Annotated in this window: 20 protein-coding genes and 1 pseudogene; 15 read left to right on the top strand and 6 right to left on the bottom strand. The window is 63.3% G+C overall.

Going from position 1 to position 23401, the window contains the following annotated elements; translation table 11 throughout:
• The first annotated feature begins 3 nt into the window (after positions 1–3).
• From J5M58_RS10360 to J5M58_RS10335, 6 genes are all read left to right on the top strand, one after another.
• Complete coding sequence (locus J5M58_RS10360; RefSeq protein WP_207878081.1) at positions 4–981, top strand: glycosyltransferase family 2 protein; 978 nt, start codon at positions 4–6, stop codon at positions 979–981.
• A 155-nt stretch (positions 982–1136) separates the two neighbouring features.
• A complete protein-coding gene (locus tag J5M58_RS10355) occupies positions 1137–2141 on the top strand; it encodes a VirK/YbjX family protein (RefSeq protein WP_207878080.1) in 1005 nt (334 codons plus the stop codon).
• Positions 2142–2201: 60 nt separating this feature from the next.
• Complete coding sequence (locus J5M58_RS10350) at positions 2202–3404, top strand: glycosyltransferase (protein WP_112253963.1); 1203 nt, start codon at positions 2202–2204, stop codon at positions 3402–3404.
• Complete coding sequence (locus J5M58_RS10345) at positions 3401–4588, top strand: glycosyltransferase family 2 protein (protein ID WP_207878079.1); 1188 nt, start codon at positions 3401–3403, stop codon at positions 4586–4588. Before J5M58_RS10350 ends, J5M58_RS10345 begins: the two co-directional genes overlap by 4 nt.
• On the top strand, positions 4588–5340 hold the full coding sequence (locus tag J5M58_RS10340; protein ID WP_207878078.1) for a WecB/TagA/CpsF family glycosyltransferase: 753 nt from the start codon (positions 4588–4590) through the stop codon (positions 5338–5340). Before J5M58_RS10345 ends, J5M58_RS10340 begins: the two co-directional genes overlap by 1 nt.
• A 174-nt stretch (positions 5341–5514) precedes the next feature.
• Positions 5515–6936 carry an undecaprenyl-phosphate glucose phosphotransferase gene (locus tag J5M58_RS10335; RefSeq protein WP_112253966.1) on the top strand — a complete coding sequence of 474 codons (1422 nt, stop codon included), beginning with the start codon at positions 5515–5517 and terminating at the stop codon, positions 6934–6936.
• A gap of 332 nt (positions 6937–7268) precedes the next feature.
• Here J5M58_RS10335 and J5M58_RS10330 read toward each other — a convergent pair whose 3' ends face one another.
• Positions 7269–8210, bottom strand: coding sequence for a LysR substrate-binding domain-containing protein (locus J5M58_RS10330; protein WP_207878077.1), 942 nt, complete (start codon positions 8208–8210; stop codon positions 7269–7271).
• Between the two features lie 146 nt (positions 8211–8356).
• On the opposite strand from J5M58_RS10330, the gene J5M58_RS10325 reads away from it, so the two are divergent.
• The gene (locus J5M58_RS10325; protein WP_207878076.1) at positions 8357–9733 is read left to right on the top strand and encodes an L-serine ammonia-lyase; all 1377 of its coding nucleotides are present in this window, start codon (positions 8357–8359) and stop codon (positions 9731–9733) included.
• A gap of 138 nt (positions 9734–9871) precedes the next feature.
• On the opposite strand, the gene J5M58_RS10320 is transcribed toward J5M58_RS10325, so the two are convergent.
• Positions 9872–10549, bottom strand: a complete 678-nt coding sequence (locus tag J5M58_RS10320; protein ID WP_112253969.1) for a DUF3313 domain-containing protein — start codon at positions 10547–10549, stop codon at positions 9872–9874.
• A 208-nt stretch (positions 10550–10757) separates the two neighbouring features.
• On the opposite strand from J5M58_RS10320, the pseudogene J5M58_RS10315 reads away from it, so the two are divergent.
• Positions 10758–11120: pseudogene (locus J5M58_RS10315) on the top strand (type II toxin-antitoxin system RelE/ParE family toxin); the annotation flags it as partial.
• On the top strand, positions 11112–11429 hold the full coding sequence (locus tag J5M58_RS10310) for a DNA-binding transcriptional regulator (RefSeq protein ID WP_181457410.1): 318 nt from the start codon (positions 11112–11114) through the stop codon (positions 11427–11429). The pseudogene J5M58_RS10315 and the gene J5M58_RS10310, both read left to right, overlap by 9 nt.
• Before the next feature lie 100 nt (positions 11430–11529).
• On the opposite strand, the gene J5M58_RS10305 is transcribed toward J5M58_RS10310, so the two are convergent.
• The 3 genes from J5M58_RS10305 to J5M58_RS10295 form a co-directional block, all read right to left on the bottom strand.
• The gene (locus J5M58_RS10305) at positions 11530–12825 is read right to left on the bottom strand and encodes an FAD-binding oxidoreductase (RefSeq protein WP_207878075.1); all 1296 of its coding nucleotides are present in this window, start codon (positions 12823–12825) and stop codon (positions 11530–11532) included.
• Between the two features lie 13 nt (positions 12826–12838).
• On the bottom strand, positions 12839–13927 hold the full coding sequence (locus tag J5M58_RS10300) for a polyamine ABC transporter substrate-binding protein (RefSeq protein WP_112253971.1): 1089 nt from the start codon (positions 13925–13927) through the stop codon (positions 12839–12841).
• A gap of 139 nt (positions 13928–14066) precedes the next feature.
• The gene (locus J5M58_RS10295; protein WP_112253972.1) at positions 14067–15425 is read right to left on the bottom strand and encodes a glutamine synthetase family protein; all 1359 of its coding nucleotides are present in this window, start codon (positions 15423–15425) and stop codon (positions 14067–14069) included.
• Between the two features lie 183 nt (positions 15426–15608).
• Between J5M58_RS10295 and J5M58_RS10290 the strand changes: the two genes are divergently transcribed.
• Both J5M58_RS10290 and J5M58_RS10285 read left to right on the top strand, forming a co-directional pair.
• Positions 15609–16508, top strand: a complete 900-nt coding sequence (locus tag J5M58_RS10290) for a helix-turn-helix domain-containing protein (protein WP_207878074.1) — start codon at positions 15609–15611, stop codon at positions 16506–16508.
• 188 nt (positions 16509–16696) lie between these two features.
• Positions 16697–18607 carry an AAA family ATPase gene (locus J5M58_RS10285; RefSeq protein ID WP_207878073.1) on the top strand — a complete coding sequence of 637 codons (1911 nt, stop codon included), beginning with the start codon at positions 16697–16699 and terminating at the stop codon, positions 18605–18607.
• Positions 18608–18758: 151 nt separating this feature from the next.
• Here the strand turns inward: J5M58_RS10285 and J5M58_RS10280 are convergent, their stop codons facing one another.
• Positions 18759–20144 (bottom strand): aldehyde dehydrogenase family protein, encoded by a 1386-nt coding sequence (locus J5M58_RS10280; RefSeq protein ID WP_112253975.1) that lies wholly within the window; start codon positions 20142–20144, stop codon positions 18759–18761.
• A gap of 107 nt (positions 20145–20251) precedes the next feature.
• On the opposite strand from J5M58_RS10280, the gene J5M58_RS10275 reads away from it, so the two are divergent.
• The 4 genes from J5M58_RS10275 (at position 20252) to J5M58_RS10260 (ending at position 23208) form a co-directional block, all read left to right on the top strand.
• Entirely contained in the window at positions 20252–21118 is an 867-nt protein-coding gene (locus tag J5M58_RS10275; RefSeq protein ID WP_112253976.1) for a LysR family transcriptional regulator, read from the top strand.
• Positions 21119–21243: 125 nt separating this feature from the next.
• Positions 21244–21687: a carboxypeptidase regulatory-like domain-containing protein gene (locus J5M58_RS10270; RefSeq protein ID WP_112253977.1), complete on the top strand. Its 444-nt coding sequence runs from the start codon at positions 21244–21246 to the stop codon at positions 21685–21687.
• Positions 21688–21741: 54 nt separating this feature from the next.
• Positions 21742–22488, top strand: coding sequence for a phytanoyl-CoA dioxygenase family protein (locus J5M58_RS10265; RefSeq protein WP_207878072.1), 747 nt, complete (start codon positions 21742–21744; stop codon positions 22486–22488).
• 198 nt (positions 22489–22686) lie between these two features.
• Positions 22687–23208, top strand: coding sequence for an acyloxyacyl hydrolase (locus tag J5M58_RS10260; RefSeq protein WP_207878071.1), 522 nt, complete (start codon positions 22687–22689; stop codon positions 23206–23208).
• The last annotated feature ends 193 nt before the right edge of the window (positions 23209–23401 follow it).

Below are 23401 nucleotides of genomic sequence, written 5' to 3'. Positions count from 1 at the left end.
CCCATGGCGAGCGGGATCGGTGTGGTGGTGATTGGCCGCAACGAAGGCCAGCGCCTGGAGCGTTGCCTGCGTTCGCTGCTGCAGGGTGCGGACAAGGTCCTGTACGTCGACTCGGGCTCCAGCGATGGCTCACCGCATTTGGCCCGCAGCCTGGGGGTAGAGGTGCTGGCACTGGGAATGGACACTCCGTTCACTGCCGCACGCGCGCGCAACGAAGGCTTTTTCGCCTTGCAGCGGCAGCTGCCCTCGATGCAGCTGGTGCAGTTCGTCGATGGCGATTGCGAGGTGGATGGCGGCTGGCTGGCTGCGGCTAAGGCGTTTCTCGACGACCATCCCGACGTGGCAGTGGTGTGCGGCCGCCGCCGCGAGCGCTTCCCCCAGCGGTCGGTGTACAACCTGTTGTGCGAGCTGGAGTGGGACACCCCCATCGGCGAGGCCAAGGCGTGCGGTGGCGATGCCCTGATGCGGGTAGACGCCTTTGTCGCCGTCGGTGGCTTTCGCCCCGAGCTTATCGCCGGAGAAGAGCCCGAACTGTGCGTGCGCCTGCGGGCAAAGGGCTGGAAGGTCTGGCGCCTGGACGCCGAGATGACCCTGCACGATGCCGCCATGACCCGTTTCAGCCAATGGTGGCGGCGTAGCCTGCGCGCTGGCCATGCCTATGCCGAAGGGGCCTACCTGCATGGTCGGCCACCCGAGCGGCACTGGCTGCGCGAATCGCGCCGGGCCTGGCTGTGGGGCCTGGGCATCCCCGTGGTGGTCGTGCTGGCCTTCCTTTTGCTGGGGGGCTGGGGCCTGCTGTTGCTGCTGGTGTACCCGCTGCAGGCTGCACGCCTTGCTCGCCGCGGTGGCAAGTCGGTGCGGGAGAACTGGCTACAGGCGGTGTTTCTGGTATTGGGCAAGTTCCCGGAAATGCTCGGGCAACTGAAGTTCTTGCGCCACCGCATCGCGGCCGGCAAACCGACGTTGATCGAGTACAAGTGACAAGGACTCCGCTTACCCTGTGGGAGCGGCTTTAGCCGCGAAGAATCCAACGAGGTGCATGGCACCGGCTGCGCCGGTGTTCGCGGCTAAAGCCGCTCCCACAGGGCCCCTGCTAATTCAATGAGTTATGTGCAGTTCTAGTGAGAAAGAGGCCCATGATGCTCGGCACGATCGTGAAAAGCGTGTTTACCTTGCAACCGGGTTACTCGTTGCGGGCGCTGAACAACAAGTACAAGTTGACGCTGCAGATTGCCAGGCAATGGCCTGAACTGAATGCGTTCCTGCAGCGCATGACGGCGGCGCTGGGCCAGCAAGGTTTGCAGCGCCTGGGGGTGGATTGCATCGGTGTCGTGCAGTGGCCGTACCTCAGCAAATGCTGGGAAGCCCCGCAGCGCCTGGAGGTGCTGGCTTCGCACTTCGAGGTGCTGGCCGGGCAGTTTCCGGCGCTGTTGCTGCTGGGGCGGGACGAAAGCCTGACGCTGTGCGAGCTGTCCGGCTATTCGCCGGGCTGCCGCCTGGTCCTGGACCGGCCGATCTGGTTCAAGCGCGAAGGCGAGTTGGTGTTGAACCTGTTCCAGACTGACCTGCGCGTGGCTTCCCTGGCGTTCAGCCTGTGCCGCAGCCAGGGCGAGCTGTGCCTGTTCATCGGTGCAGTGCAGGGCATCCACAAGGGGATCGACAGCGAAACCTCCCTGGCCATCTACCGCGACCTGACCAAGGATTTCGAAGGGCTGCGCCCGCGCAGCCTGTTGCTCGAGGCATTGAAGTGCCTGGCCAGGACCTTGGGCGTGGCGCACCTGTATGCCGTAACTGATGCCTGCCGCCACCATCGGCACGCGTATTTTGGCAACCAAAAAGGTCAGGACCTGGCGGCCAATTACGACGTGATCTGGCTGGAGCACGGCGCTATCGCATCGAACCATGCTGACTTCCTGGCCCTTCCGCTCGCTGCGGCACAGCGGGCGGAACAGGACATCCCGGCGAAGAAACGGGCGATGTACCGCCGCCGCCAGGCGTTGCTCGACCACGTTTTTGCCCGCTTGCAGGCGGCGTTGCCAGGCAGCGGTCACAACCTTGGACTACAAGAGGAACAGGGGGATGCACCTGACGAGCCGGCATCGGCGGCGCGCCGGCCGCCGGTAGTCGGCAACCTTGAGTAACGGCCGGCCCTGCAGTGGCAGATCTGCAGGTTCATCACGCGGGTCTTGATCTGGATTCCTATGCGCATTGCCTACTTCATAAACCAGTACCCGAAGGTCAGCCACAGTTTCATCCGCCGCGAGATCCTGGCGCTGGAGCGCCAGGGGGTAGAGGTGCAGCGCATTGCCCTGCGCGGGTGGGACGCCGAATTGCAGGATGCCGAGGATGCGAACGAACGGGCCAGGACCCGCTATGTGCTGCAGCGTGGCATCAAGGGTTTGCTGGCACCGGCCTGGCGAGTACTGCGCGCGCAGCCGCGCCGGTTTTTCCGGGCGCTGTGGCTGGCCCTGCGCCTTGGCAGGCGGGCCGACCGGGCCTGGCCGTACCACCTGGTGTACCTGGCCGAGGCCTGCCAGGTGCTGCAATGGTTGCAGGCGGGTGAGGCAAGACATGTGCATGCGCATTTCGGCACCAATTCCACCGAGGTGGTGATGCTGGCCAACGTGCTCGGCGGGCCAGCCTACAGCTTTACCGTGCATGGGCCGGAAGAGTTCGACAAGCCGCAGTTCCTGCACCTGGGCGAGAAAGTGCGGCGTGCCGCATTTGTCGCGGCGGTCAGCTCGTACGGGCGCAGCCAGTTGTATCGCTGGGTGGCACACGACCATTGGGCAAAGGTGAAGGTGGTGCATTGCGGCCTCGAGCGCAGTTTCCATGAGGTGGCGTCGGTCGGCGTGCCCATGGCGCCGCGCCTGGTGTGCGTCGGCCGCCTTTGCGAACAGAAAGGCCAGCTGCTGTTGCTCGAGGCCGCGCGGGTACTGGCCGACCGGTCGATAGCCTTCGAGCTGGTGCTGGCTGGCGATGGTGAGATGCGTGGGCAGATCGAGGCGTTGATTGCACGGCATGGCTTGCAGCAGCAGGTGCGCATCACCGGCTGGATCAGCAGCGCACAGGTGCGCGAAGAAATCCTTGCGGCGCGTGCGCTGGTGCTGCCCAGCTTTGCCGAGGGTTTGCCGGTGGTGATCATGGAGGCCATGGCGTTGCGCAGGCCAGTGCTGAGCACCTATGTGGCAGGCATTCCCGAGCTGGTGCGGCCGGGCGAGAACGGCTGGTTGTTCCCTGCCGGCGAGGTGGACGAGCTGGTGGCGACCATGGCCGACTGCCTGGCGCAACCTGCCGAGGCGCTGCAGCGGATGGGCGAGGCGGCTCGCCGGCGTGTGCTGCAACGGCATGACATCGATACCGAAGCGGCCAGGTTGGCCAGCTATTTCAAGGCATCCGCATGATGAGTGTGTTGGCTTGGTTACTGGGCATGCTGGCGACCATCGTCCTGTTGCCGGTGCTGCTGCTGTTGGTGCAGGTATTGATGGCCTGCTTGCCTGCACGCGTGCAGCCGATGGGCAAGAACGCTCGTCCGCAAGTGGCAGTGCTGGTGCCAGCCCATGACGAGGCTTCGATGATTGGTGCCACGCTGGCAAGCATTGCCCCGCAGTTGCGGCCTGGCGACCGCTTGCTGGTGGTGGCGGACAACTGCACTGACGACACCGCGCGACTGGCGCGCGAGGCGGGTGCCGAAGTGGTGGAGCGCCACGCTACGCGGTTGCGCGGCAAGGGCTACGCCCTGGACTTTGGCGTGCACCATCTGGCCAGTCAGCCGCCCGAGGTGGTGATCGTGGTGGATGCCGACTGCCAGGTGGGCGAGGGGGCAATCGAGCGCCTGGCGCGGCGCTACTGTGAGGTCGCTCGCCCGGTGCAGGCGCTGTACCTGATGCACGCACCGGCAGGGGCCGGGCTGGCAGTGCAGGTTGCCCAGTTCGCCTGGCGGGTCAAGAACCTGGTGCGCCCGCGTGGTTGGGCACGGCTGGGCCTGCCTTGCCAGTTGATGGGCGCAGGCATGGCGTTCGGCTGGCGTGACCTGGCCTTGATCGACCTGGCCAACGGGCACCTGGTGGAGGATGTGAAGCTGGGCCTGGACCTGTGCCAGCAGGGCAAGCCGCCAGTGTTCTGCCCCGAAGCGGTGGTCAGCAGCCGGTTCCCTGCCAGCCAGCAAGGCCTGGGCAGCCAGCGCACCCGCTGGGAGCATGGGCACCTTAGCCTGATGCTGGCCGATGCGCCCAGGCGTGCCCTGACGGCAATCACCCAGCGTAACGGCAGCTTGCTGGCCATGACCCTTGACCTGCTGGTGCCGCCGCTGGCGTTGCTGGTGCTGGCCTTGCTCGGGCTCAACCTGGTGGCCTGGCTGGCATACCTGCTGTTCGGCCTGGCGGCACCTGCCTGGATCGCCCTTTATGCGCTGGCATTGCTCGGCTTTGCCGTCGCACTGGCCTGGGCGCGCTTCTGTCGCGAACTGATCCCGTTCTCCGTGCTGCTGTACGCGCCGTTTTATGCGGTAAGGAAGGTCCCGTTGTATCTGGGGTTCCTGATCAAGCGCCAGGTAGAATGGGTACGTTCAAAACGGGATAAAGACTGATGGCTGAGTGGCGGAAACGCTGGAACACCATTGTCGGCAAGCTTGAAGTGGTGGCGGATGCCACTGCCGCGCAGCGCCTGCTGGACAGGCTGACCGCCACGCAGGCCGCGACCGTGCTGGGCTTCGTCAATGCCCATGCAATGAACCTGGTGGTTCGCGATGGCGCCTGCCATCAGGCATTGTCGGCGGCCGACGTACTACTGCGCGACGGCTCCGGTATGGCGATCCTGTATCGGCGACTGGGGCTTGAACCGGGGCTCAACATGAATGGCACCGACTTCATTCCTCGGCTCCTGGCTGCCTACCGTGGGCGGCGAGTCGCGTTCTGGGGCACCCGGCAACCTTATCTGGACCAGGCCGTGCAGCGTAGCGCAGCCATGTTCGGGGTGGTGCCGGTGTCGGTCCACGATGGCTTTGCCAGCGTCGATAGCTACCTGCAACTGGCCAGGGAGCTGCAACCAGAGCTGATCGTGCTGGGCATGGGCATGCCCAGGCAGGAAGTTGTGGCGGCAAGGCTGGCTGCCGCTGGCGTGCCATGCCTGATCGTGTGCGGCGGCGCGATCCTGGATTTTCTCGGCGGCAAGGTCAGCCGGGCGCCCGAGTGGTTGCGGCGGTTGGGTGGGGAGTGGCTGTATCGGCTGGCGCGCGAGCCGAAGCGTTTGTTCATACGCTATGTGGTGGGCAACCCGTTGTTCCTGCTGCGTACCTTGCTGTACTGCCGCAACGGAGGGGCGGCTGGGCACACCGCATGAACGGCGGGGGCGGCGAGAACCGTGATTCCGGGGACACTGATGGCGGGTGGCTGCTACAGTGAGATCAATGGCCTGGGGTTGCACGATTCCGCTTCACGGGCTTTGCATGAGCCGTTGTCAAGTCTTGCTGGTTGCTGGAAGGCACTTGCTGCGCGCACATTGATGAGGTCTGAAATGGTCTTAGAGCCCAGAAGCAGTCGTTCCGTGCTGCAGAGAAGAAGCAGCGTAAGTAACGCCATTCAGGCCGGCCTCGATGGAATTGCAGTCACCGGTATTGCCTGGTATCTGATCTACGACCAGTTTGGCTACATCACTTCCGATTACGTGATCATGCTGCTGTTGCTGGTTGGCGCACTGGCAGTCATCTACGATCATTATGCGATCTACCGTACCAACGTAGGGCTTTCCATCAAGGCTTTTCGGCTGTTCAAGGCCTGGTCGGCAACCTTCTGCTTCCTGGTGGTCATGGCCTTCCTGGCCAAACAGAGCGAAACCTATTCGCGTCTGCTGGTCGTGCAGTTGTTCATCATCGGCTACATCGCCCAGTTGTTCCTGCACTTTGCCGTGCGTGAATTGCAAAAGCGCTTTACCGCGCATGCCCGCCTGGACAACGCCCTGATCATCGGCGCCGGTGACCTGGCCAACTTCCTGTACCAGAAAATCAGCAACAATCCCTGGTTCGGCGAGCGTGTGCTGGGTTGCGTGCTGGTCGACAATGCCGATGAGCCGGGGCGCGAGAGCGCCGAAGGCAAGCAGCGCATGCCGGTGCTCGGTCACATTGCCGCGCTCGACGATATCGTGGCCCGCCACGGCATCCGCACGGTGTACCTGGTGACCCCGCTGGGCGGTTCCGAGGTCATCAATGATGTGTATTTCAAGTTGCTCGACAAGTGCATTGCGGTGAACTGGGTGCCGGATATCTTCTCGTTGCGCCTGATCAACCACAGCGTGCGGGAAATTGCCGGCATCCCTGTGCTGACCTTGTCGGAAACACCGCTGACGGGCATGAGCCTGTTCCTGAAGAACCTCGAAGACAGGGTGTTGGCGGCGCTGATCCTGCTGCTGGCATCGCCGGTGTTGCTGGCCGTTGCGCTGGCCATCAAGCTCGATAGCCGCGGCCCGGTGTTCTTCCGCCAGGAACGCACCGGCTGGACCGGGGAAGCGTTCCGCATCTGGAAGTTCAGGAGCATGCATATCCATCAGCCGGAGGAGGGCGTGGTAAAGCAGGCGCAGAGGAATGACCCGCGGTTGACACGAGTCGGCGCCTTTATCCGCCGCACCAGCCTGGACGAACTGCCGCAATTGTTCAATGTGCTGACCGGGGAAATGTCCCTGGTCGGGCCGCGGCCGCACGCGTTGCAGCATGACACGTTGTATTCCCAGGACATCGTCGATTACTTTGCCCGCCACAATATCAAGCCAGGCATGACCGGCCTGGCACAGGTGCGGGGGTTCAGGGGCGAGACCAGGGATATCGAGCAGATGATCCAGCGGGTGGACTCGGACATCGAGTACATCAACAACTGGTCGCTGTGGCTGGATTTCGTGATTCTGGTGCGTACGTTGAATGCGTTTACTGGCAAGCAGGCTTATTGAATCCAGTGCTGCGAGGCGCTTGCCGTGACAATTGTATTGCCTATGCGATCGAGCGCCGCCCGCGCGGCGCTTCGCGGGGCAAGCCCGCTCCCACATTTGTTGCAACGTGGCCATGCCTGTGGGAGAGGTGTTGCCCGCCTTGGTGCATGGCTTGAGGTAGGTTGGGCGCAGCAGCGCCAGCCGAGAAATTGAGTCAAGGCAACAAGGCTGGCAACCATGGCCTGACAGATTTGGCACGTTGCAACAAATGTGGGAGCGGGCTTGCCCCGCGAAGCGCCGCGCGGGCGGCGCTCGATCTTTGCCCCCCCACAAGGCTCAAGGCATTCACTGATCTATACCTTGTTCAACGGGTGCAACTCCCTGAACCCCCGCGCTTCCTCCACCAGCCAGTCGTGCACCGCCCGCGCCCCCGGCTGGCTCAGCCCCCCCGGCGGGTAATGCACCACATAGCGCTTGTGATTGGCGATAGGCACCCCGAATGGCACGATCAGTGCGCCGCGCTCAAGCTCGTCGTTGAGCAGCGTGCGCCGGGCAATCGCCACGCCAATGCCGGCAATCGCCGCCTCGATGGTCAGGTGGTTGCGATTGAAGGTATGCCCACGCCGCACATCCAGGCCGGCGGCGCCGATGCCTTCCAGGTAGAACTCCCATTCGGCATATTCCGAACTGCCACGCCAGGCCGTGATGTCGTGCAGCAGCGGGTAGTGCGCAAGGTCTGCCGGCCCGTGCAGCGGCGGGCGCCCGCGCAGCAAGGTGGGGGAGCATACGGGGAAGATCTGCTCGTCCAGCAAAGGCGTCGAGAGCATGCCGGGGTAGCTGCCATCGTTCAGGTCGATGGCCAGGTCGAAATCGCCAGGGGTCAACGCCTGGGCACTGTCTTCGGCCACCAGGCGCAGCTCGATGTCCGGGTAGCGTTGTTGAAAGCGCGGCAGGCGCGGCGTGAGCCACTTGGCCAGGAACGACGGGATCGAGCGCAGGCGCAAGGTGCCACGGATTTCACCCGCGTCCAGGCGCAGCAGTTCGGCTTCGATGCTGCCGTAGGCTTCGGTCACCGTCTGCGCCAGGCGTTGCCCTTCGGCGCTCAGTTCCACACCCCGCGCCCGGCGCAGGAACAGCCGGTAGCCCAGGCGTTCCTCCAGCTGGCGCATCTGTTGGCTGACGGCGCCCGGGGTGATGTGCAGCTCTTCGGCACAGCGGGTGAAGGACAAGTGCCGGGCCGCACAGGCAAACACGTGTAGCCAGACGAACGTCTGGCCGTTGAGTTGTCGTCGCATCGTTTAGTACCACTAAAGCCTTGCTTAGGAAGTTTCGTTGGTCATCCATGAGTCAGCGCGGCAGTATCGCGCAAAATCGCAATACCGCTCAATTTCTCCAGATAACCGTGCTGCGGCTTCATACCCGGGTACGGTCAGGCATTAGCATGGCTATCAGTGTTTTCGACCTTTTCAAAATCGGCATCGGGCCGTCCAGTTCCCACACCGTCGGCCCGATGCGGGCGGCGGCTACCTTTGCCCAGGCCCTGCGTGAGCAGGGGCTGTTGGCCAGGGTAAGCCGTGTCGAGGTGCGGCTGTATGGGTCGCTGTCGGCCACCGGGGTTGGCCACGCCACCGATCGTGCCTGCCTGCTCGGCCTGATGGGGCAATGGCCGGACCGAATCGACCCGGCCACCATCGAGTCGCGCATCGGCCAGGTGACGCAGGAGCACTGCCTGATGCTCGATGGCAGCCACCCGCTGGCGTTCGAGTACAGCCGCGACATGCTGCTGCTCGACGAGAATCTGCCGTACCACCCCAATGCCATGAGCCTGGAAGCCATGGACGGGCAGGGCAGCCTGTTGCGCCAAACCTACTATTCGGTAGGCGGTGGCTTTATCGTCGAGCAAGCCGAGATCGATGCGCCAGCAGTCGAAGCGAACGCGGTGGTGCTGCCATACGAGTTCGATAGCGCTGCGCAGTTGCTGGCCTTGTGCAAGGACCATGGCCTGAGCGTGGCGCAACTGATGATGGCCAACGAATGTGCCTGGCGCCCGGAGGCCGAGGTACGCGAGGGGCTGCTGCGAACCTGGGGCGCCATGCGTGAGTGCGTCGACAATGGCCTGCGCAACGAAGGCATCCTGCCGGGCGGGTTGCACGTCAAGCGCCGTGCGGCGCGGCTGCATCGCAGCCTGCAGGAACTGGGCAAGCCCAACGTGATCGGTTCCACCCTCAGTGCCATGGAGTGGGTCAACCTGTTCGCCCTGGCGGTGAATGAAGAGAACGCCGCCGGTGGGCGCATGGTTACCGCGCCTACCAACGGTGCGGCCGGCATCATTCCGGCGGTGTTGCACTATTACATGAAATTCAACCCGGGCGCGTGCGACGCGGATGTGGTGGACTTCCTGCTGGCGGCAGCGGCGGTCGGCATACTGTGCAAGAAGAACGCGTCGATTTCCGGGGCCGAGGTTGGTTGCCAGGGCGAGGTGGGCTCGGCCTGTTCGATGGCCGCCGCCGGCCTTGCCCAGGTGCTGGGCGCCACGCCGCCGCAGCTGGAAAATGCCGCCGAGATCGCCTTGGAACATAACCTTGGGCTGACCTGCGACCCGGTTGGTGGCCTGGTGCAGGTGCCATGCATCGAGCGCAACGCGATTGCTGCGGTGAAAGCGATCAACGCCGTGCAGATGGCGTTGCGGGGGGATGGCGAGCACTTCATCTCGCTCGACCGGGTGATCCGCACCATGCGTGATACCGGGGCGGACATGCATGCCAACTACAAGGAGACCTCGCGCGGCGGCCTGGCCGTTGCCTTCGTCGAATGTTGACGCGGTCAACTGTAGGAGCGGCCTTGTGTCGCGAAAGGGCTGCGAAGCAGCCCCAGCGATTTTTCATCTTGAATAAGTGGATCGGGGGCCGCTGCGCGCCCCATCGCGACACAAGGCCGCTCCTACACCAGTGAGGCTTCAGCGGGCTTTCTGCTTCGCTTCCAGGAAACTCGCACGCATGTCCTTGGCCCAGCCGTCCAGCACCGGCTTGACGTCATTCAGAGTCAGTTTGGTGGTCTTGTTTTCCAGTTCCTGCCCCGTGCCCTTGCGCACCACCTGGGCCAGCACCTTCTGGCTGGCACCATCGAGGAACGCAGCCTCCACACCGACATCCACCTCCTGGTCACGGCCGCCCATGGCAGTGTTCACACCGGCCGAAATCAACGCGATCGGGATTACCTCATAGGGCTTGAGGCCCTCGTTGCTGGTGGACACCGCGGTAATGGCCGGGCGCACCACGATCACGCCCGGGCCGGGGCCTTTGGCCAGCGGTGCCACGCTGCCCATTTCCCGGCGTAGCGCTTCGTTGAAGTAGCGGGTGATGTCCTGCAGCGTCTGCGTCGAGATGACCTCCGTCGGCTGCGGCTTGGGGTAGAACTGGCTGGGCTCGATGAACACCTGGCTGTACTGGTTGACGTTGACCTTGGGGTCGATCCAGCGCATCACCGGGTCACCCGACGGGCTCTTGGTTTCTTGCAGCCGGCTGTAATCCTTGAGGAAGCCGGAGTAGTCCTTTGGGTCCACGCGGTTGCTGGAACAGGCGGCCACGGTAAGCAATGCGGCGCACAGCAGGGTAATGCGGGGCAATGATTTCATGATGAAGATGCATCCATGATAGGTCGGCCAGAACAACGCTAGCAGGTGCGCGACAGTTGGCCAGTGGGCTGGTTCAATCTGTAGTGGGAATTGGCTGCGGTAATATTCCCAGGCGCGCAAATTCCTACAGTGTCTTGGGACCTCGCTGGCTTTTCAATTACTACCGCCCTTGGAAAACTATGCCCGTTAAGGGTATGGTTGGGGTCCGGTGATGGAAATTCTCAAGCGCAAGGATTTCGCGCGTTGGCAAGCCGCTCACAGGCTCAGCGATGAAATGCTGTGTAAAGCAGTGGACGAGATGTGCAGGGGACTGGTCGATGCGAGTCTGGGTGGTGAATTGTTCAAAAAACGCGTGGCAGCGCCTGGTGCAGGCAAGCGCGGCGGTTATCGAACCCTTCTCTCCGCCCGCATCGGCAATCGATGTGTTTTCTTGCACGGCTTTGCCAAAAGTGACAAGGCAAATATCACTTTGGAAGAACAGAAAGCGCTGCGATTCGCGGGCAAAGTCTTTCTGGATTTACCACCGCTAGCGCTCTGCCGAGCGTTGCAAGCGGGTGTGCTGATGGAGGTTGTTGTGAGCAGCAAACTGATTGAATCGTTACGCGAGGACCTTGTTGCCCTGCATGAGGCCGGATCGATCGGCAAGGTTACGCTTCGGGATTACGAAGCGTTGTGCCCTGCACCGGTCCGGGATTTCAGCGCGCTGGACATACGCTGTCTGCGCGAAACACTCAACTTCAGCCAGCCGGTCTTTGCGATGCATTTGCACACGAGCGCATCGACAGTGCGCAAATGGGAGCAGGGCGAGACGCGCCCGTCTGGACCGGCTTTGAAGTTGCTGAATCTCATTAAAAACAAAGGGTTGCAGGTTCTTCTTTAAGTGCTGTGTTTGGTTTGAAAATCTTTTTAAAACAGTGGATTACGGTGATTTTTGAAAAATCTCGTTTAACTTCCGATTCGCAGGCAAGATCGCTGACACCTCACCCCAGCACCTCCCGCAATCGATACCACAACATCCCCAGCGCCAGCAGTGGCGAGCGCAGTGCCTTGCCGCCCGGGAAGGTCAGGTGTGGCACGGCGCTGAACACGTCCAGCCCCTGGCTGTGGCCGAGTGCGATGCTTTCGGCCAGCAGTTTCGCCGTCCAGTGCGTCACGTTCAGCCCATGCCCGGAATAGCCCTGGGCATAGTACACATTGGGGTGCTGGCTGAGGCGCCCGACCTGAGGGAAGCGGTTGGCGGTGATGCCGATCATGCCGCCCCACTGGTAGTCGATACGTACGTTGGCCAGTTGCGGGAACACCTTCAATACCTTGGGCCGCATGTAGGCGGCAATGTCCTTGGGGTCGCGGCCGGAATAGTGGCAGGCGCCGCCGAACAGCAGGCGCCGGTCTGCCGTGAGGCGGTAGTAGTCCAGGCCGACCTTCTGGTCGCACAGGGCCATGTTCTGCGGGATCAGGCTGCTGGCCAATGCTTCGGGCAATGGCTCGGTGGCCACCACATAGCTGCCGGCCGGCAGCACCTTGCCGCTCAGGCGTGGTTCCAGTTCATCGAGGTGGGCGTTGCAGCCCAGCACCAGGCTGTCTGCCCGTACTGTGCCACGAGCTGTGTGCAGGGTCACACGGGGGCCGTGCTCGATGCGCAGCACCGGGCTCTGCTCGAAGATGCGCACGCCCAGGCCGTGGGCGGCGCGGGCTTCGCCCTGGACCAGGTCAAGCGGGTGCAGATGGCCCGAGCCCATGTCCACCAGGCCGCCGGCGTATTGGTCGCTGGCGACGATTTCATGCAGCTGGCCGGCACTGACCAGGCGGGTTTCGGGGCGATAACCGAGCGCAGCCAGGTCGTCCTGTTCGTCCTTGAAGGCGGCGAACTGCGCAGGGGTGTTGGCCAGTTCGCAGAAGCCCCAGCGCAGATCGCAGGCAATGCCGTACCGGGCGATGCGGCTGGCTACCAGCGCTACCGATTCGATGCCGGCCTGTTTCAGGTAGTGCACGCCGTCCTGGCCGACATGCCGGGCAAAGCCGCTGACGTCATGGCCTATACCGCGAATCAGCTGGCCGCCGTTGCGGCCGCTGGCGCCCCAGCCGATGCGGCGGCCTTCCAGCAGCACCACCGAGAGCCCGCGCTCGGCCAGTTCCAGGGCAGTATTGACCCCGGTCAGCCCGCCGCCGACAACGCATACATCGGCGCTCAGGTCGCCGTCCAGGCTGGGGTAGGGCGTCGCATCGCGTGCCGTGGCGGCATAGTACGAAGCGGTGTGTTGGGTAGTGAAAGACATGGGCGTTCTCGACTCAGCGGTTGGACTTGATCTTGCTCCAGGAGCGAGTCATGACGCGCATGATCTTAGGGCTCGGCGTGCTGGAGATGTACAGCTTGTCCAGCACGTCCTGGGGTGGGTAGATTTCGGGGTTGTTAACCAGCGACGTGTCCATGTAGGCCTGGGCATCCGGGTTGGCGTTGGCATAGCCGACCGTGGCGCTGACCTTGGCGATTACCTTGGGGTCGAGCAGGTAGTTGATGAACGCCAGAGCCTGTTCGGGGTTGTTGGCGTCCTTGGGGATGGCCAGCAGGTCGAACCACAGGTTGCTGCCTTCCTTGGGAATGCTGTAGGCGACTTTCACGCCGTTTTTCGCCTCCACGGCGCGGTTGGCGGCCTGGAACACGTCGCCGGAGTAGCCGAAGGCCACGCAGACATCGCCGTTGGCCAGGTCGGAAACGTACTTGGAGGAGTGGAAGTAGGTGATATAGGGGCGCAGTTCGAGCAGGCGGGCTTCGGCCTTGGCGTAGTCGGCCGGTTTTTCGCTGCGCGGGTCCATGCCCAGGTAGTTGAGTACGGCCGGGAACAGTTCATCGGGCGAGTCCATGAACGCCACGCCGCACTGCTTGAGCTTTTTCAGGTTCTCGGGCTCGAACAGCACCGCCCATGAATCGATATGGTCGACGCCAAGGGCCGCCTTGACCTTGTCGATGTTGTAGCCGATGCCGTTGGTGCCCCACAGATAGGGTACGGCGTACCGGTTGCCCGGGTCGTTCTGTTCAAGCTGCTTGAGCAGCTTGGGGTCCAGGTGCTGCCAATTGGGCAGCTTGCTGCGGTCCAGGGGCAGGAAGGCACCTGCCTGTGCCTGGCGTGCGAGGAAGTGGTTGGATGGCACTACCACGTCATAGCCGGTGCGCCCGGCCAGCAGCTTGCCTTCCAGGGTTTCGTTGGAGTCGAATACGTCATAGACCACCTTGATCCCGCTGCTGGCCTGGAAGTCGGCCACGGTGGTGTCACCGATGTAGTCGGTCCAGTTGTACACGCTGACCGAGGGGGTGGCGTGGGTGGTGGTGGCGAACAGCAGGGTGAATGCGGCGGGGATCAGGGCTTGCAGATGACGCATGGGGACACCTCGTTGGTCTTGTTCTTCGAGTTCGGTGCAGGGGCTCGTGCCCTGTGGGAGCGGGTTTACCCGCGAATACGTCGTTGAATGCACCACAGCATTCGCGGGTAAACCCGCTCCCACAGGTACCGCGAAAAGATCAGACGCTCAGCATCAGGAATTCACGCTCCCACGAGCTGATCACGCGCTTGTAGTTCTCGTGCTCGGCGCGCTTGACCGCTACGTAACCTTGGACGAACTGCTTGCCCAGGTACTGCTGCACGGTTTCGCAGTCTTCCATGTGCTGCAGGGCGTCCTCGATGGTGATCGGCAGGCGCAGGTTGCGCCGCTCATAGGCACGGCCCTGCACCGGCGCACTGGGCTCGATGCGCTCGACCATGCCCAGATAGCCGCACAGCAGGCTGGCGGCGATTGCCAGGTACGGGTTGGCATCGGCGCCCGGCAGGCGGTTTTCCACACGCATCGCCTCGGGGCTGGAGGTGGGTACGCGCAGGCCGGCGGTGCGGTTCTCTTCACCCCACTCGACGTTCACCGGTGCCGAGGTGTCCGGCAGGAAGCGGCGGAACGAGTTGACGTTGGGCGCGAACATCGGCAGCAGCTTGGGGATGTACTTCTGCAACCCGCCGATGTGGTTCAGGAACAGCTGGCTCATGCTGCCGTCTTCATTGGCGAAGATCGGCTTGCCGGTGGCGATGTCGACCACGCTCTGGTGCAGGTGCATGGCACTGCCGGGCTCGTCGGTGATCGGCTTGGCCATGAAGGTGGCGGCCACGTTGTGCTTGAGCGCGGCTTCACGCATGGTGCGCTTGAACACGGTTATCTGGTCGGCCAGGTCCAGGGCGTCGCCATGGCGGAAATTGATCTCCATTTGCGCCGGGCCGTCTTCATGGATCAGCGTGTCCAGGTCCAGGCCCTGGATCTCGCACCAGTCGTAGACGTCTTCGAACAGCGGGTCGAACTCGTTGGCGGCATCGATCGAGAACGACTGGCGACCGCTTTCGGCACGGCCGGAACGCCCCAGCGGTACTTGCAGTGGCAAGTCCGGGTCTTCGCAGCGCTGGGTCAGGTAGAACTCCATCTCCGGCGCCACGATCGGCTGCCAGCCTTTGTCGGCATACAGCTTGAGCACTTTCTTCAGCACGTTGCGCGGCGACAGCTCGATGGGGTTGCCTTGCTTGTCGAAGGTGTCGTGGATCACGATCGCGGTCGGCTCGATCGCCCACGGGATCTGGTACACGGCGGCCGGGTCAGGGCGGCAGACCATGTCGATGTCGGCGGCATCGAGCAGGTTGTAGTAGATGTCATCGTCGACGTAGTCGCCGGTGACAGTCTGCAGGAGCACGCTCTCGGGCAGGCGCATGCCTCGCTCGTGAAGAAACTTGGCGGTGGGTGCGATCTTGCCGCGGGCGATGCCGGTCAGGTCGCTGATCACGCATTCGACTTCGGTGATCCGGTGTTCTTTCAGCCAGGTGGACAGCTGATCGAAGGGGGCGTTCATACAGACCTCTTGGTTGGGTTTTAGTGTGGGAGCGAGCGTGCCGGCGCAAACCGTCATATGGTTTCGAAGGCGTCCCGCTTCCCAGGTGACGCGCTGGAGACTATCTTGGTCGCAGCCCGCAAGGCTGATCTATCCACTTTCTCCGGCAATTAATGCACCAAAAGAGTGCAACTAGGACCGAGCGTGACAACCGCCAATGCCCTGCAAGTCCAGGCTTTCCACACCACCGACGTTACCGAACTGGTACGTGCCACCCCTGGCTGGCAGCAGCAGTACCGGCAAATGTCGCCCGGGCATTTCAGCGGCGAACTGCGTTGCCTGGGGCTGGATGGGGTGGAGGTGTACGAGGAGCGGCTGAACACCCGGGTGGAGCAGTTTTTCCGCGCGCCGAGCGGTTCGCTGGCGTTCTGCTTCGACCGCAGCGAGAACAGCCTGTACCTGCTGAACGAACAGAGCCGCAACATCTGGATCACGCCAGAGAACTATCAGGAAGTGGCGGTGGTGTTCGACCAGGCCTTCCTCGCCCGCCATGGCCTTGACCTGCAGCGCCTGGAGGGGTTGTTCATGGTGCCGCTGGGCAGCGGGCAGAACGCGCTGTTCGGCAGCTGGCTGAGCGCAACGTTGACCCGCCTGGGCGAAGCCGATTGCCCGCTGCAGGGGCAGGCCCTGGCGGAGCAACTGCTGGAGGACTGCCTGTTCATCCTCGACAACGCCTGCCAGCGCCTGCAGGGCGTGGCGTTGGAGCGGCGTGACGAGGAACGGGCGATCATGCGCCGGGTGAGTGAGTGGGCGGCTGACTGCCCGGAAGAGACACTGAACCTGGTGGAACTGGCGGATGTTGCCGGCGTTTCCCTGCGTCAGTTGCAACAGGCGTTCAAGGCGTTTACCGGTATGCCACCGGCGCACTGGTTGCGCCTGCGCCGGCTGAACGGTGCGCGGCGCGATCTGTTGCGTGGCGGTGGCGTGACCGTCGCCGAAGTGGCGATGCGTTGGTCGTTCTGGCATTTGGGTAGGTTTTCAGAGAGTTACCGGCAATTGTTCAAGGAGTTTCCCAGCGAGACCTTGAAGCGGGGCAGGGGCTGAATTTGGTGGTGTAGCTACTGGCCTCTTCGCGGGTGAACCCGCTCCCCACAGGATCACCTCGGCGCCAGGCATTGTGAAGTCCCGGTGGGAGCGGGTTCACCCGCGAAGAGGCAGGCCCAGACATACACAGCCCAGCATTCCACCGCGAAAATTGCTATCGTGCCGCCCTGATTCCACCCGAGGTGCCGATGTTCTACCTGCCATTGCCCAGCGACCAGGCCGACAGCCTCGCCAGCGAGCCCACCCCCGACTTCTTCACCACCGCCAGCGTCCTCGACGCTGCCGCAGTGCTGTTCGTGCAAAACCTGCCGCGCCAGCCCGCCACCGCCTCGGCGGATGCGCAGGAGCGCCGCTTTGCTGAAATAGTGCGCATTGCCAACGAGGTCGAAAGCGCTGCACCGGGGCGCTTCCAGGGCCAGGTAGCGCAGCACTTCGATCGCGAAGCCTTCGCCATGGGCCTGGGCATGCTGGGCGAAAACGGTATCGCACTGCTGTCGACCGAGGTGGCGTACCAGGCCGACGAGCTGCTGGATGCCGAGGGCCAGTGGAACTTCCAGTTCGCCGACAGCTACCGCCAGCGAGCAACCCCGCTGCACCCGGTGTTCCTGCCCTCCCTGGCCAGCGACCTGATGCTCAGCGACCAACAGAACCGTCTGCTGCGCGAATTTCTCAGTGGCATCGATGAGTCGGTGGCGGTTCAGGGCTTTGCCGGCACCGGCAAGACCTTCCTGATTCACCAGTTCGCCCGCCTGCTGGAGCCGCAGCGCACGCTGTTGCTGGCCTTGACCGAAGGCCAGCTGCGCGCCTTGGAGGCGCGGGTCAAGGACGCTGCAGCCTACACCGCGCTGACCTTTGGCCAGCTCGCCGACGAGCTGCTCAACCGCGACCTCACCAGCAATGGCTGGCGCCTGCGCGACCCGTATCGCACCAAGCTGTCGTGGCGCCCGCAGGATGCGCAGGTGGTACGTTGGCTGGCCATCCCAGATATCGGCCCACTCGCCGCGCGTGATGTGGTTGCATTGTGCATCCGCGCGGTACGCTCGTTCTGCCACAGTGCCGACACCCAGCTGCAGTTGCACCACCTGCCCTGGGCCGGGCCGGGAACCACGCCACTGGACCAGGAAGTGCTGCTGGAGAAGGCGCGCCTGTACTGGCAGGAGCTGATTCGCCCGTCGGCACGGGAAATCCAGTTGCCGGTGCGCGACTACCATCGGGTCAAACTGCTGTCGCTGACCGCTCATGTGATCGACAGCCGCTACACCCATGTCATCGTCGACGAGGCCCACGAGCTGTCGGCACCGATGCTTGCCGTGCTCGACCGCAGCCCGCAGTCGATCATTGCCCTGGGTGACGAGCTGCAGAACCTCAATGGCCTCAGCGCGCACCATGGCGGTTTCATCCGCCAGCGTTACATCGACCACTCACTGCGGGCCGGGCCGGCGATGGACAGCGTGCTCAACCCGCTGATCCAGGCCCACCCGGCGTCGATCCAGGCAGCCTTCAGTGGCAGCGCCGAGCATTACACCCGGGTCAGCTTCTTCGATGCCGTGACGGTGCCGGAACAGCCTACGGCGCTGATCGTCGACGATGAATGGGGCCTGTTTGGCTGGTTCCAGCGCCTGACCCACCAGGGCGTGCCGTTCGTGCTGCTGAAAAGCGCGCGCAAGGACTTCGAGTTGTTCGTCGAAGACTGCATCGAGTTGTACCGTCATGGCACCCGGCCGCGTCACCCGATGCTGTTCCGCTATGCCAGCTGGCAGGCGCTGGAGCAGGACAAGGGTGATGACAAGGCGTTCGTCGCGGTGGCCAACATGTTGCGCAAGGGCTACACGCCGGAGCACTTTGCCAAGGCCAAGAGCCGTTACCGTTGGGACAAGGCACCCAAGTTGTTCCTGGGGCGGGTGCGGGATGTGAAGAACATGGAGTTCGCCCGGGTGATGGTGTCGCCGGAGCTGATGGTAGCGCCGCAGGTGGCGGGCAACCGCAATGAACGGGCGCGGATGCTGGCGGGGTTGTATACCGCCTGTTCGCGGGCGCGGCATGAACTGATCGTGCCGGGGGGGATGCTGGACTGGGTCAAGGACCAGGTTCGGGATTGAGGCCGCTCGGGCTGCTTTTTCAGCCCTTCAAAGTCCTTGTGGGAGCGGGTTCACCCACGAACACCGGCGCAGCCGGTGCCGGGCACCGTGTCGCCTGATTCGCGGGTAAACCCGCTCCCACAGGGCCGCAATGCGGCCCCTGAGCATCGAATCAGTTACGGTCCAGCCACACAGTCTGGGCATTGGTGAACTCACGCACACCAAAGTGCGACAGCTCACGCCCGAAGCCGCTCTTCTTCACCCCGCCAAACGCCACGCGTGGGTCCGAAGCGCAATAGCCGTTGATGAACACGCCGCCGGTATCCAGCGCCGCGGTCATGCGCTCGGCCAGCGCGTAGTCGGCGGTGTAGATGGTCGAGGCCAGGCCGAATTCGCTGTCGTTGGCCAGCTCCACCGCATGCTCCGCATCCCGTGCGCTGATGATCGCCGCCACCGGCCCGAACAGCTCCTGCTTGAACGCGGTCATGTCCGGGGTGACGTTGGCGAACACGGTCGGCGCGTAGAAGTTGGCCACGCCTTCGACCTTGTGGCCACCCAGCAGCAGGGTGGCGCCTTCGGCGAGGGTCGCCTGGACCTGGCCATCCAGCTCGTCGCGCAGGTCGTAACGGGCCATCGGGCCGATGTAGGTGTCGTCTTCCAGTGGGTTGCCGATTTTCAGCTCGCGAGTGGCCTCGACGAACTTGCGGGTGAATTCGTCAACGATGCTTTCTTCGACGATCAGACGTTTGGCCGCAGCGCAGACCTGGCCGGTGTTCTGGTAGCGGCCGATCACGGCAGCCTTCACGGCGGCATCCAGGTCGGCGTCGGCCAGCACGATGAATGGGTCGGAACCGCCCAGCTCCAGCACGCACTTCTTCAGCGCGGCGCCAGCTTGTGCGCCAATCGCCATGCCGGCACGCACGCTACCGGTCAGGGTCACCGCGGCAATGCGCGGGTCGTTGATGGCGCGGGTGACGCCGTCCGGGGTCACGTTCAGCACCTCGAACACACCTTCCGGCAGGCCGGCATCCTTGAACAGTTCGCCCAGCAGGTAAGCGCTGCCCATCACGTTCGGCGCGTGCTTGAGTACATAGGTGTTGCCGGCCAGGATCGCCGGCACGGCGCCGCGCAGTACCTGCCAGACCGGGAAGTTCCATGGCATCACCGCCAGGATCGGGCCCAGCGGGCGGTACTCGATGCGGGCTTTCTCGACCTGGGTCGGCTCGGGGGCGAGCATGGCCGGGCCGTGTTCGGCGTACCAGCGGCACAGGCCGACGCACTTGCTGACTTCACCCCGGGCCTGGGTGACAGGCTTGCCGATTTCGCGGCTGATCATTTGCGCGAAAGCTTCGGCCTTGGTTTCGAGGGTGCTGGCCAGGGCAAGCAGGTACTCGCTGCGCTGACCCAGCGACACCTGGCGCCACTGGCGGTAGCCAACCTTGGCGCGTTGCAGCGCCGCTTCCAGTGCGGCGTCGGTGTCGAACGGGTAGGCGCCGATCTGCTCGCCGCTGTACGGGTCGAGGGAGATGGCGTGGGTCAGGCTGCTGATCGCGCTCATGGCGGGAAACTCTCGTTGTTGTTGAACCGTGATGCCAGACTAGTGGGCTATGGCTTTAATGAAAACTGAATAATAATGAGTGAAACATTCACGTTTGGAGAAAGGCTGTGGACCTGGTGCAACTCGAGATCTTCAAGGCCGTGGCAGAGCAGGGCAGCATCAGTGCAGCTGCGCAGCATATCCATCGAGTGCCGTCGAACCTGACCACGCGTATCAAGCAACTGGAGGAGGACCTGGGCGTGGAGTTGTTCATCCGCGAAAAGAGCCGTCTGCGCCTTTCCCCCGCCGGCTGGAACTTCCTCGAGTACACCCGGCGCATCCTCGACCTGGTACACGAGGCGCGGCTGACCGTGGCCGGTGAAGACCCGCAGGGCACCTTCGCCCTGGGGTCGCTGGAAAGCACGGCGGCGGTGCGCATTCCGGCCTTGCTGGCGGCCTACAACCAGCGCTATCCCAAAGTCGACCTGGACCTGTCCACCGGGCCTTCCGGGACCATGCTCGAAGGCGTGCTGTCCGGGCGCCTGGTGGCAGCGTTCGTCGACGGGCCGGTGCTGCACCCGACGCTGGAGGGCATGCCGGTGTTCGAGGAAGAAATGATGGTCATCGCGCCGCTCAACCACGCCCCGGTAACCCGCGCCCAGGACGTCAACGGCGAAAGCATCTATGCCTTTCGCGCCAACTGTTCGTACCGCCACCACTTCGAGAACTGGTTCGTGCAGGATCAGGCGGTGCCGGGCAAGATCCACGAAATGGAGTCGTACCACGGCATGCTGGCCTGCGTCAGCGCTGGTGCCGGCCTGGCCATGATGCCGCGCAGCATGCTCGACAACATGCCCGGTTGCAGCACCGTCAGTGCCTGGCCGATGTCGGAGGATTTCCGTTACCTGAAAACCTGGCTGGTGTGGCGGCGGGGCGCGGTATCGCGCAGTTTGAGCATGTTCGTGAAGTTGCTCGAAGAGTGGCGTGCAAGCTGATGTTATTGCTAGCTATTTTCGTCAATCAAGCGAATTTCATCCACACGACCATGCATCAGCACGAACGCCGTTAGGCCCGAAGGATCAGATAATAGGTAAGCCATCCTCGAAAGGAGGGTCGTACCATGCGTAACCATCACTATGCCCTCGGCGCGGCGCTGCTGATCACCCTGGCCCTGCCATGGACCCTCGCGGCCGCCGCCGACCTCAATGCCCCCATAGACATGCAGGCCGTGCAACTGCAACAGCAGGAGCAGAACGGCGTCCGCTACCTGCAAGGCGGCATTGGCCAGGATGAAGCCAACGCCCTGCGCAAGACCCCGGGCTATGACCTGCACGTGGAACTCTCCACCGGCCCGGAGGGCAAGTTCCAGAGCGGCGCTACCGTCGACATCCAGAATGCACAGGGCCAGCCTGTGCTCAGCGTTACGGATGCCGGGCCGCTGCTGTATGTGCAGCTGCCTCCCGGCAAGTACAAAGTCACTGGCAACGCCCAGGGTGAGACGGTGCAGCAATTGGTGACCGTGAATGGCAAGACCCCCACGACCGTGAACCTGAACTGGCGGTGATGGGCAAACCGGCAGGAGTACGAATGTACTCCTGCCGAAAAGGAGCGCATCGCCATGAGCCTGGATCTTCAGCTGGAGATGTTGGACGAGCGGGGCTATGTGTTGCTCCCCGGTGTGCTCGAGCCCTTGCGTATCGCCTTGCTGCGCTGCGCCATCGATGACCTGCAGCCGATCCACTGGGATTACCAGGGGCTGCTGGAGCACTACAAGTGCGTATTCAACCGCAACCCGTTGTGGTTGCCCTTTCTCGACCTGCCGCCGCTGATTGCCCTGGCCGAAGCGGCATTGGGCGCCGATTGCCATGTGATCGGCCAGACCGCCTGGCGCAGCCACCCGGGCTACCCCGGTATGGCCCTGCACCTGGACCACCTGCCCATGCAGTTGCCCGACTGGCTCAGTGAGCGCGGCGACTTTACCCAACCCCCGCAGATCCTGACTGCGCAGCTGTACCTCAGCGATATCGACCATCACATCGGGCCGACCTGGATTGTGCCCGGCAGCCATCGTGCGGCGCGGCCACCGCAGGCTGGCGAACAACACTGGCAGGGCCGTGAGGCCCAGCCTGTTCTGTGCAAGGCCGGGGACGCGCTGGTGTTTCGCAGCGATGTCTGGCACAGCGGCGGGGCCAACTGCACCCAGTCACGCGCGCGCGACATGCTGCAAGTTCACTATGGCCGGCGCATGGTCGCGCAGAAGTTTTCGCCGTACCTGAACTGGCGTTTCAACCCGCAGGTGCTGGAGGTGGCTACACCCAGGCAAAGGCGCCTGCTGGGTGAACACGAAGAGGCGGAATACGACTGAGCCCTGCTGGCTGAAAGGGTGGATGCTGGCAGTCCGGAATTAGCCGATAGTGGCAATACACTTTCAACTTTCTGTTTATCTGGACGATAATCAGAAAAGTATTACTTCGTGTGACCGGGCTGGATGCATCCGGTCACCGCATAAGATCGAGGGGCCAGAGCCCCCGCTTGCCGTGTAGACCATCAGGAGAAGTCATTGATGAAAACCCGTCTAGCAGCCTCGCTGGCTGCTGCAGTGCTGGCCTTTGCCGGAACGAATCTGGCCCAGGCGGCACAGGTGACCGGTGCCGTTGGCGCCACTGGCCAAGGCGACATGACCTACCGTATCGGCCTGTCGTTCGACTGGGACAAGAAGTGGCTGGAAAGCAGCACCGGCCATCTGACCGGATACTGGGATGCGGCGTACACCTATTGGGAAGGCGGGGAGGCCAGTGGTGCGCACTCGCTGTCGTTCAGCCCGGTGTTCACCTACGAATTCAGCGGTTTCACCTATACCCCGTACCTCGAGGCCGGCATAGGCCTGGCGGCGTTTTCCAAGACCGACGTGGGTGACCAGCGCCTGGGCTCGTCGATCAACTTCGAAGACCGCATCGGCTTCGGCCTGAAGTTGCCGGGGGAGCAGAAGGTGGGGATCCGCGCGATGCATTACTCCAACGCGGGGCTCAAGCAGCCTAACGACGGGATCGAGTCCTACTCGCTGTTCTATAGCAAGGGGTTCTGAGGCCCAGGGGCCGCTTTGCGGCCCATCGCGACACAAGGCCGCTCCTACAGGAGATCGCGGTTTCCTTGTAGATACTCTGTTGGCGGTCAAGCTTTTCTGAGGTGTTCAGAGCTGAAAAGCTTGGCCGTATCAAATGGCTCATTCCCGCGCATGCATGCCCAGATGCCTGTCAGGTACTTGCGCATGACCGCAG

The organism is Pseudomonas sp. 32_A (assembly GCF_017490905.1).
GTDB lineage: Bacteria > Pseudomonadota > Gammaproteobacteria > Pseudomonadales > Pseudomonadaceae > Aquipseudomonas > Aquipseudomonas inefficax.
This window is presented reverse-complemented; position numbering and strand designations above follow the sequence as displayed.

What these genes read in the sequence shown, in the direction of transcription:
- J5M58_RS10360 (WP_207878081.1), top strand. Translation starts at nt 4, where the DNA reads ATGGCGAGCGGGATCGGTGTGGTGGTGATTGGCCGCAACGAAGGCCAG.
- J5M58_RS10355 (WP_207878080.1), top strand. Translation starts at nt 1,137, where the DNA reads ATGATGCTCGGCACGATCGTGAAAAGCGTGTTTACCTTGCAACCGGGT.
- J5M58_RS10350 (WP_112253963.1), top strand. Translation starts at nt 2,202, where the DNA reads ATGCGCATTGCCTACTTCATAAACCAGTACCCGAAGGTCAGCCACAGT.
- J5M58_RS10345 (WP_207878079.1), top strand. Translation starts at nt 3,401, where the DNA reads ATGATGAGTGTGTTGGCTTGGTTACTGGGCATGCTGGCGACCATCGTC.
- J5M58_RS10340 (WP_207878078.1), top strand. Translation starts at nt 4,588, where the DNA reads ATGGCTGAGTGGCGGAAACGCTGGAACACCATTGTCGGCAAGCTTGAA.
- J5M58_RS10335 (WP_112253966.1), top strand. Translation starts at nt 5,515, where the DNA reads ATGGTCTTAGAGCCCAGAAGCAGTCGTTCCGTGCTGCAGAGAAGAAGC.
- J5M58_RS10330 (WP_207878077.1), bottom strand. Translation starts at nt 8,210, where the DNA reads ATGCGACGACAACTCAACGGCCAGACGTTCGTCTGGCTACACGTGTTT.
- J5M58_RS10325 (WP_207878076.1), top strand. Translation starts at nt 8,357, where the DNA reads ATGGCTATCAGTGTTTTCGACCTTTTCAAAATCGGCATCGGGCCGTCC.
- J5M58_RS10320 (WP_112253969.1), bottom strand. Translation starts at nt 10,549, where the DNA reads ATGAAATCATTGCCCCGCATTACCCTGCTGTGCGCCGCATTGCTTACC.
- J5M58_RS10310 (WP_181457410.1), top strand. Translation starts at nt 11,112, where the DNA reads ATGGAGGTTGTTGTGAGCAGCAAACTGATTGAATCGTTACGCGAGGAC.
- J5M58_RS10305 (WP_207878075.1), bottom strand. Translation starts at nt 12,825, where the DNA reads ATGTCTTTCACTACCCAACACACCGCTTCGTACTATGCCGCCACGGCA.
- J5M58_RS10300 (WP_112253971.1), bottom strand. Translation starts at nt 13,927, where the DNA reads ATGCGTCATCTGCAAGCCCTGATCCCCGCCGCATTCACCCTGCTGTTC.
- J5M58_RS10295 (WP_112253972.1), bottom strand. Translation starts at nt 15,425, where the DNA reads ATGAACGCCCCCTTCGATCAGCTGTCCACCTGGCTGAAAGAACACCGG.
- J5M58_RS10285 (WP_207878073.1), top strand. Translation starts at nt 16,697, where the DNA reads ATGTTCTACCTGCCATTGCCCAGCGACCAGGCCGACAGCCTCGCCAGC.
- J5M58_RS10280 (WP_112253975.1), bottom strand. Translation starts at nt 20,144, where the DNA reads ATGAGCGCGATCAGCAGCCTGACCCACGCCATCTCCCTCGACCCGTAC.
- J5M58_RS10270 (WP_112253977.1), top strand. Translation starts at nt 21,244, where the DNA reads ATGCGTAACCATCACTATGCCCTCGGCGCGGCGCTGCTGATCACCCTG.
- J5M58_RS10265 (WP_207878072.1), top strand. Translation starts at nt 21,742, where the DNA reads ATGAGCCTGGATCTTCAGCTGGAGATGTTGGACGAGCGGGGCTATGTG.
- J5M58_RS10260 (WP_207878071.1), top strand. Translation starts at nt 22,687, where the DNA reads ATGAAAACCCGTCTAGCAGCCTCGCTGGCTGCTGCAGTGCTGGCCTTT.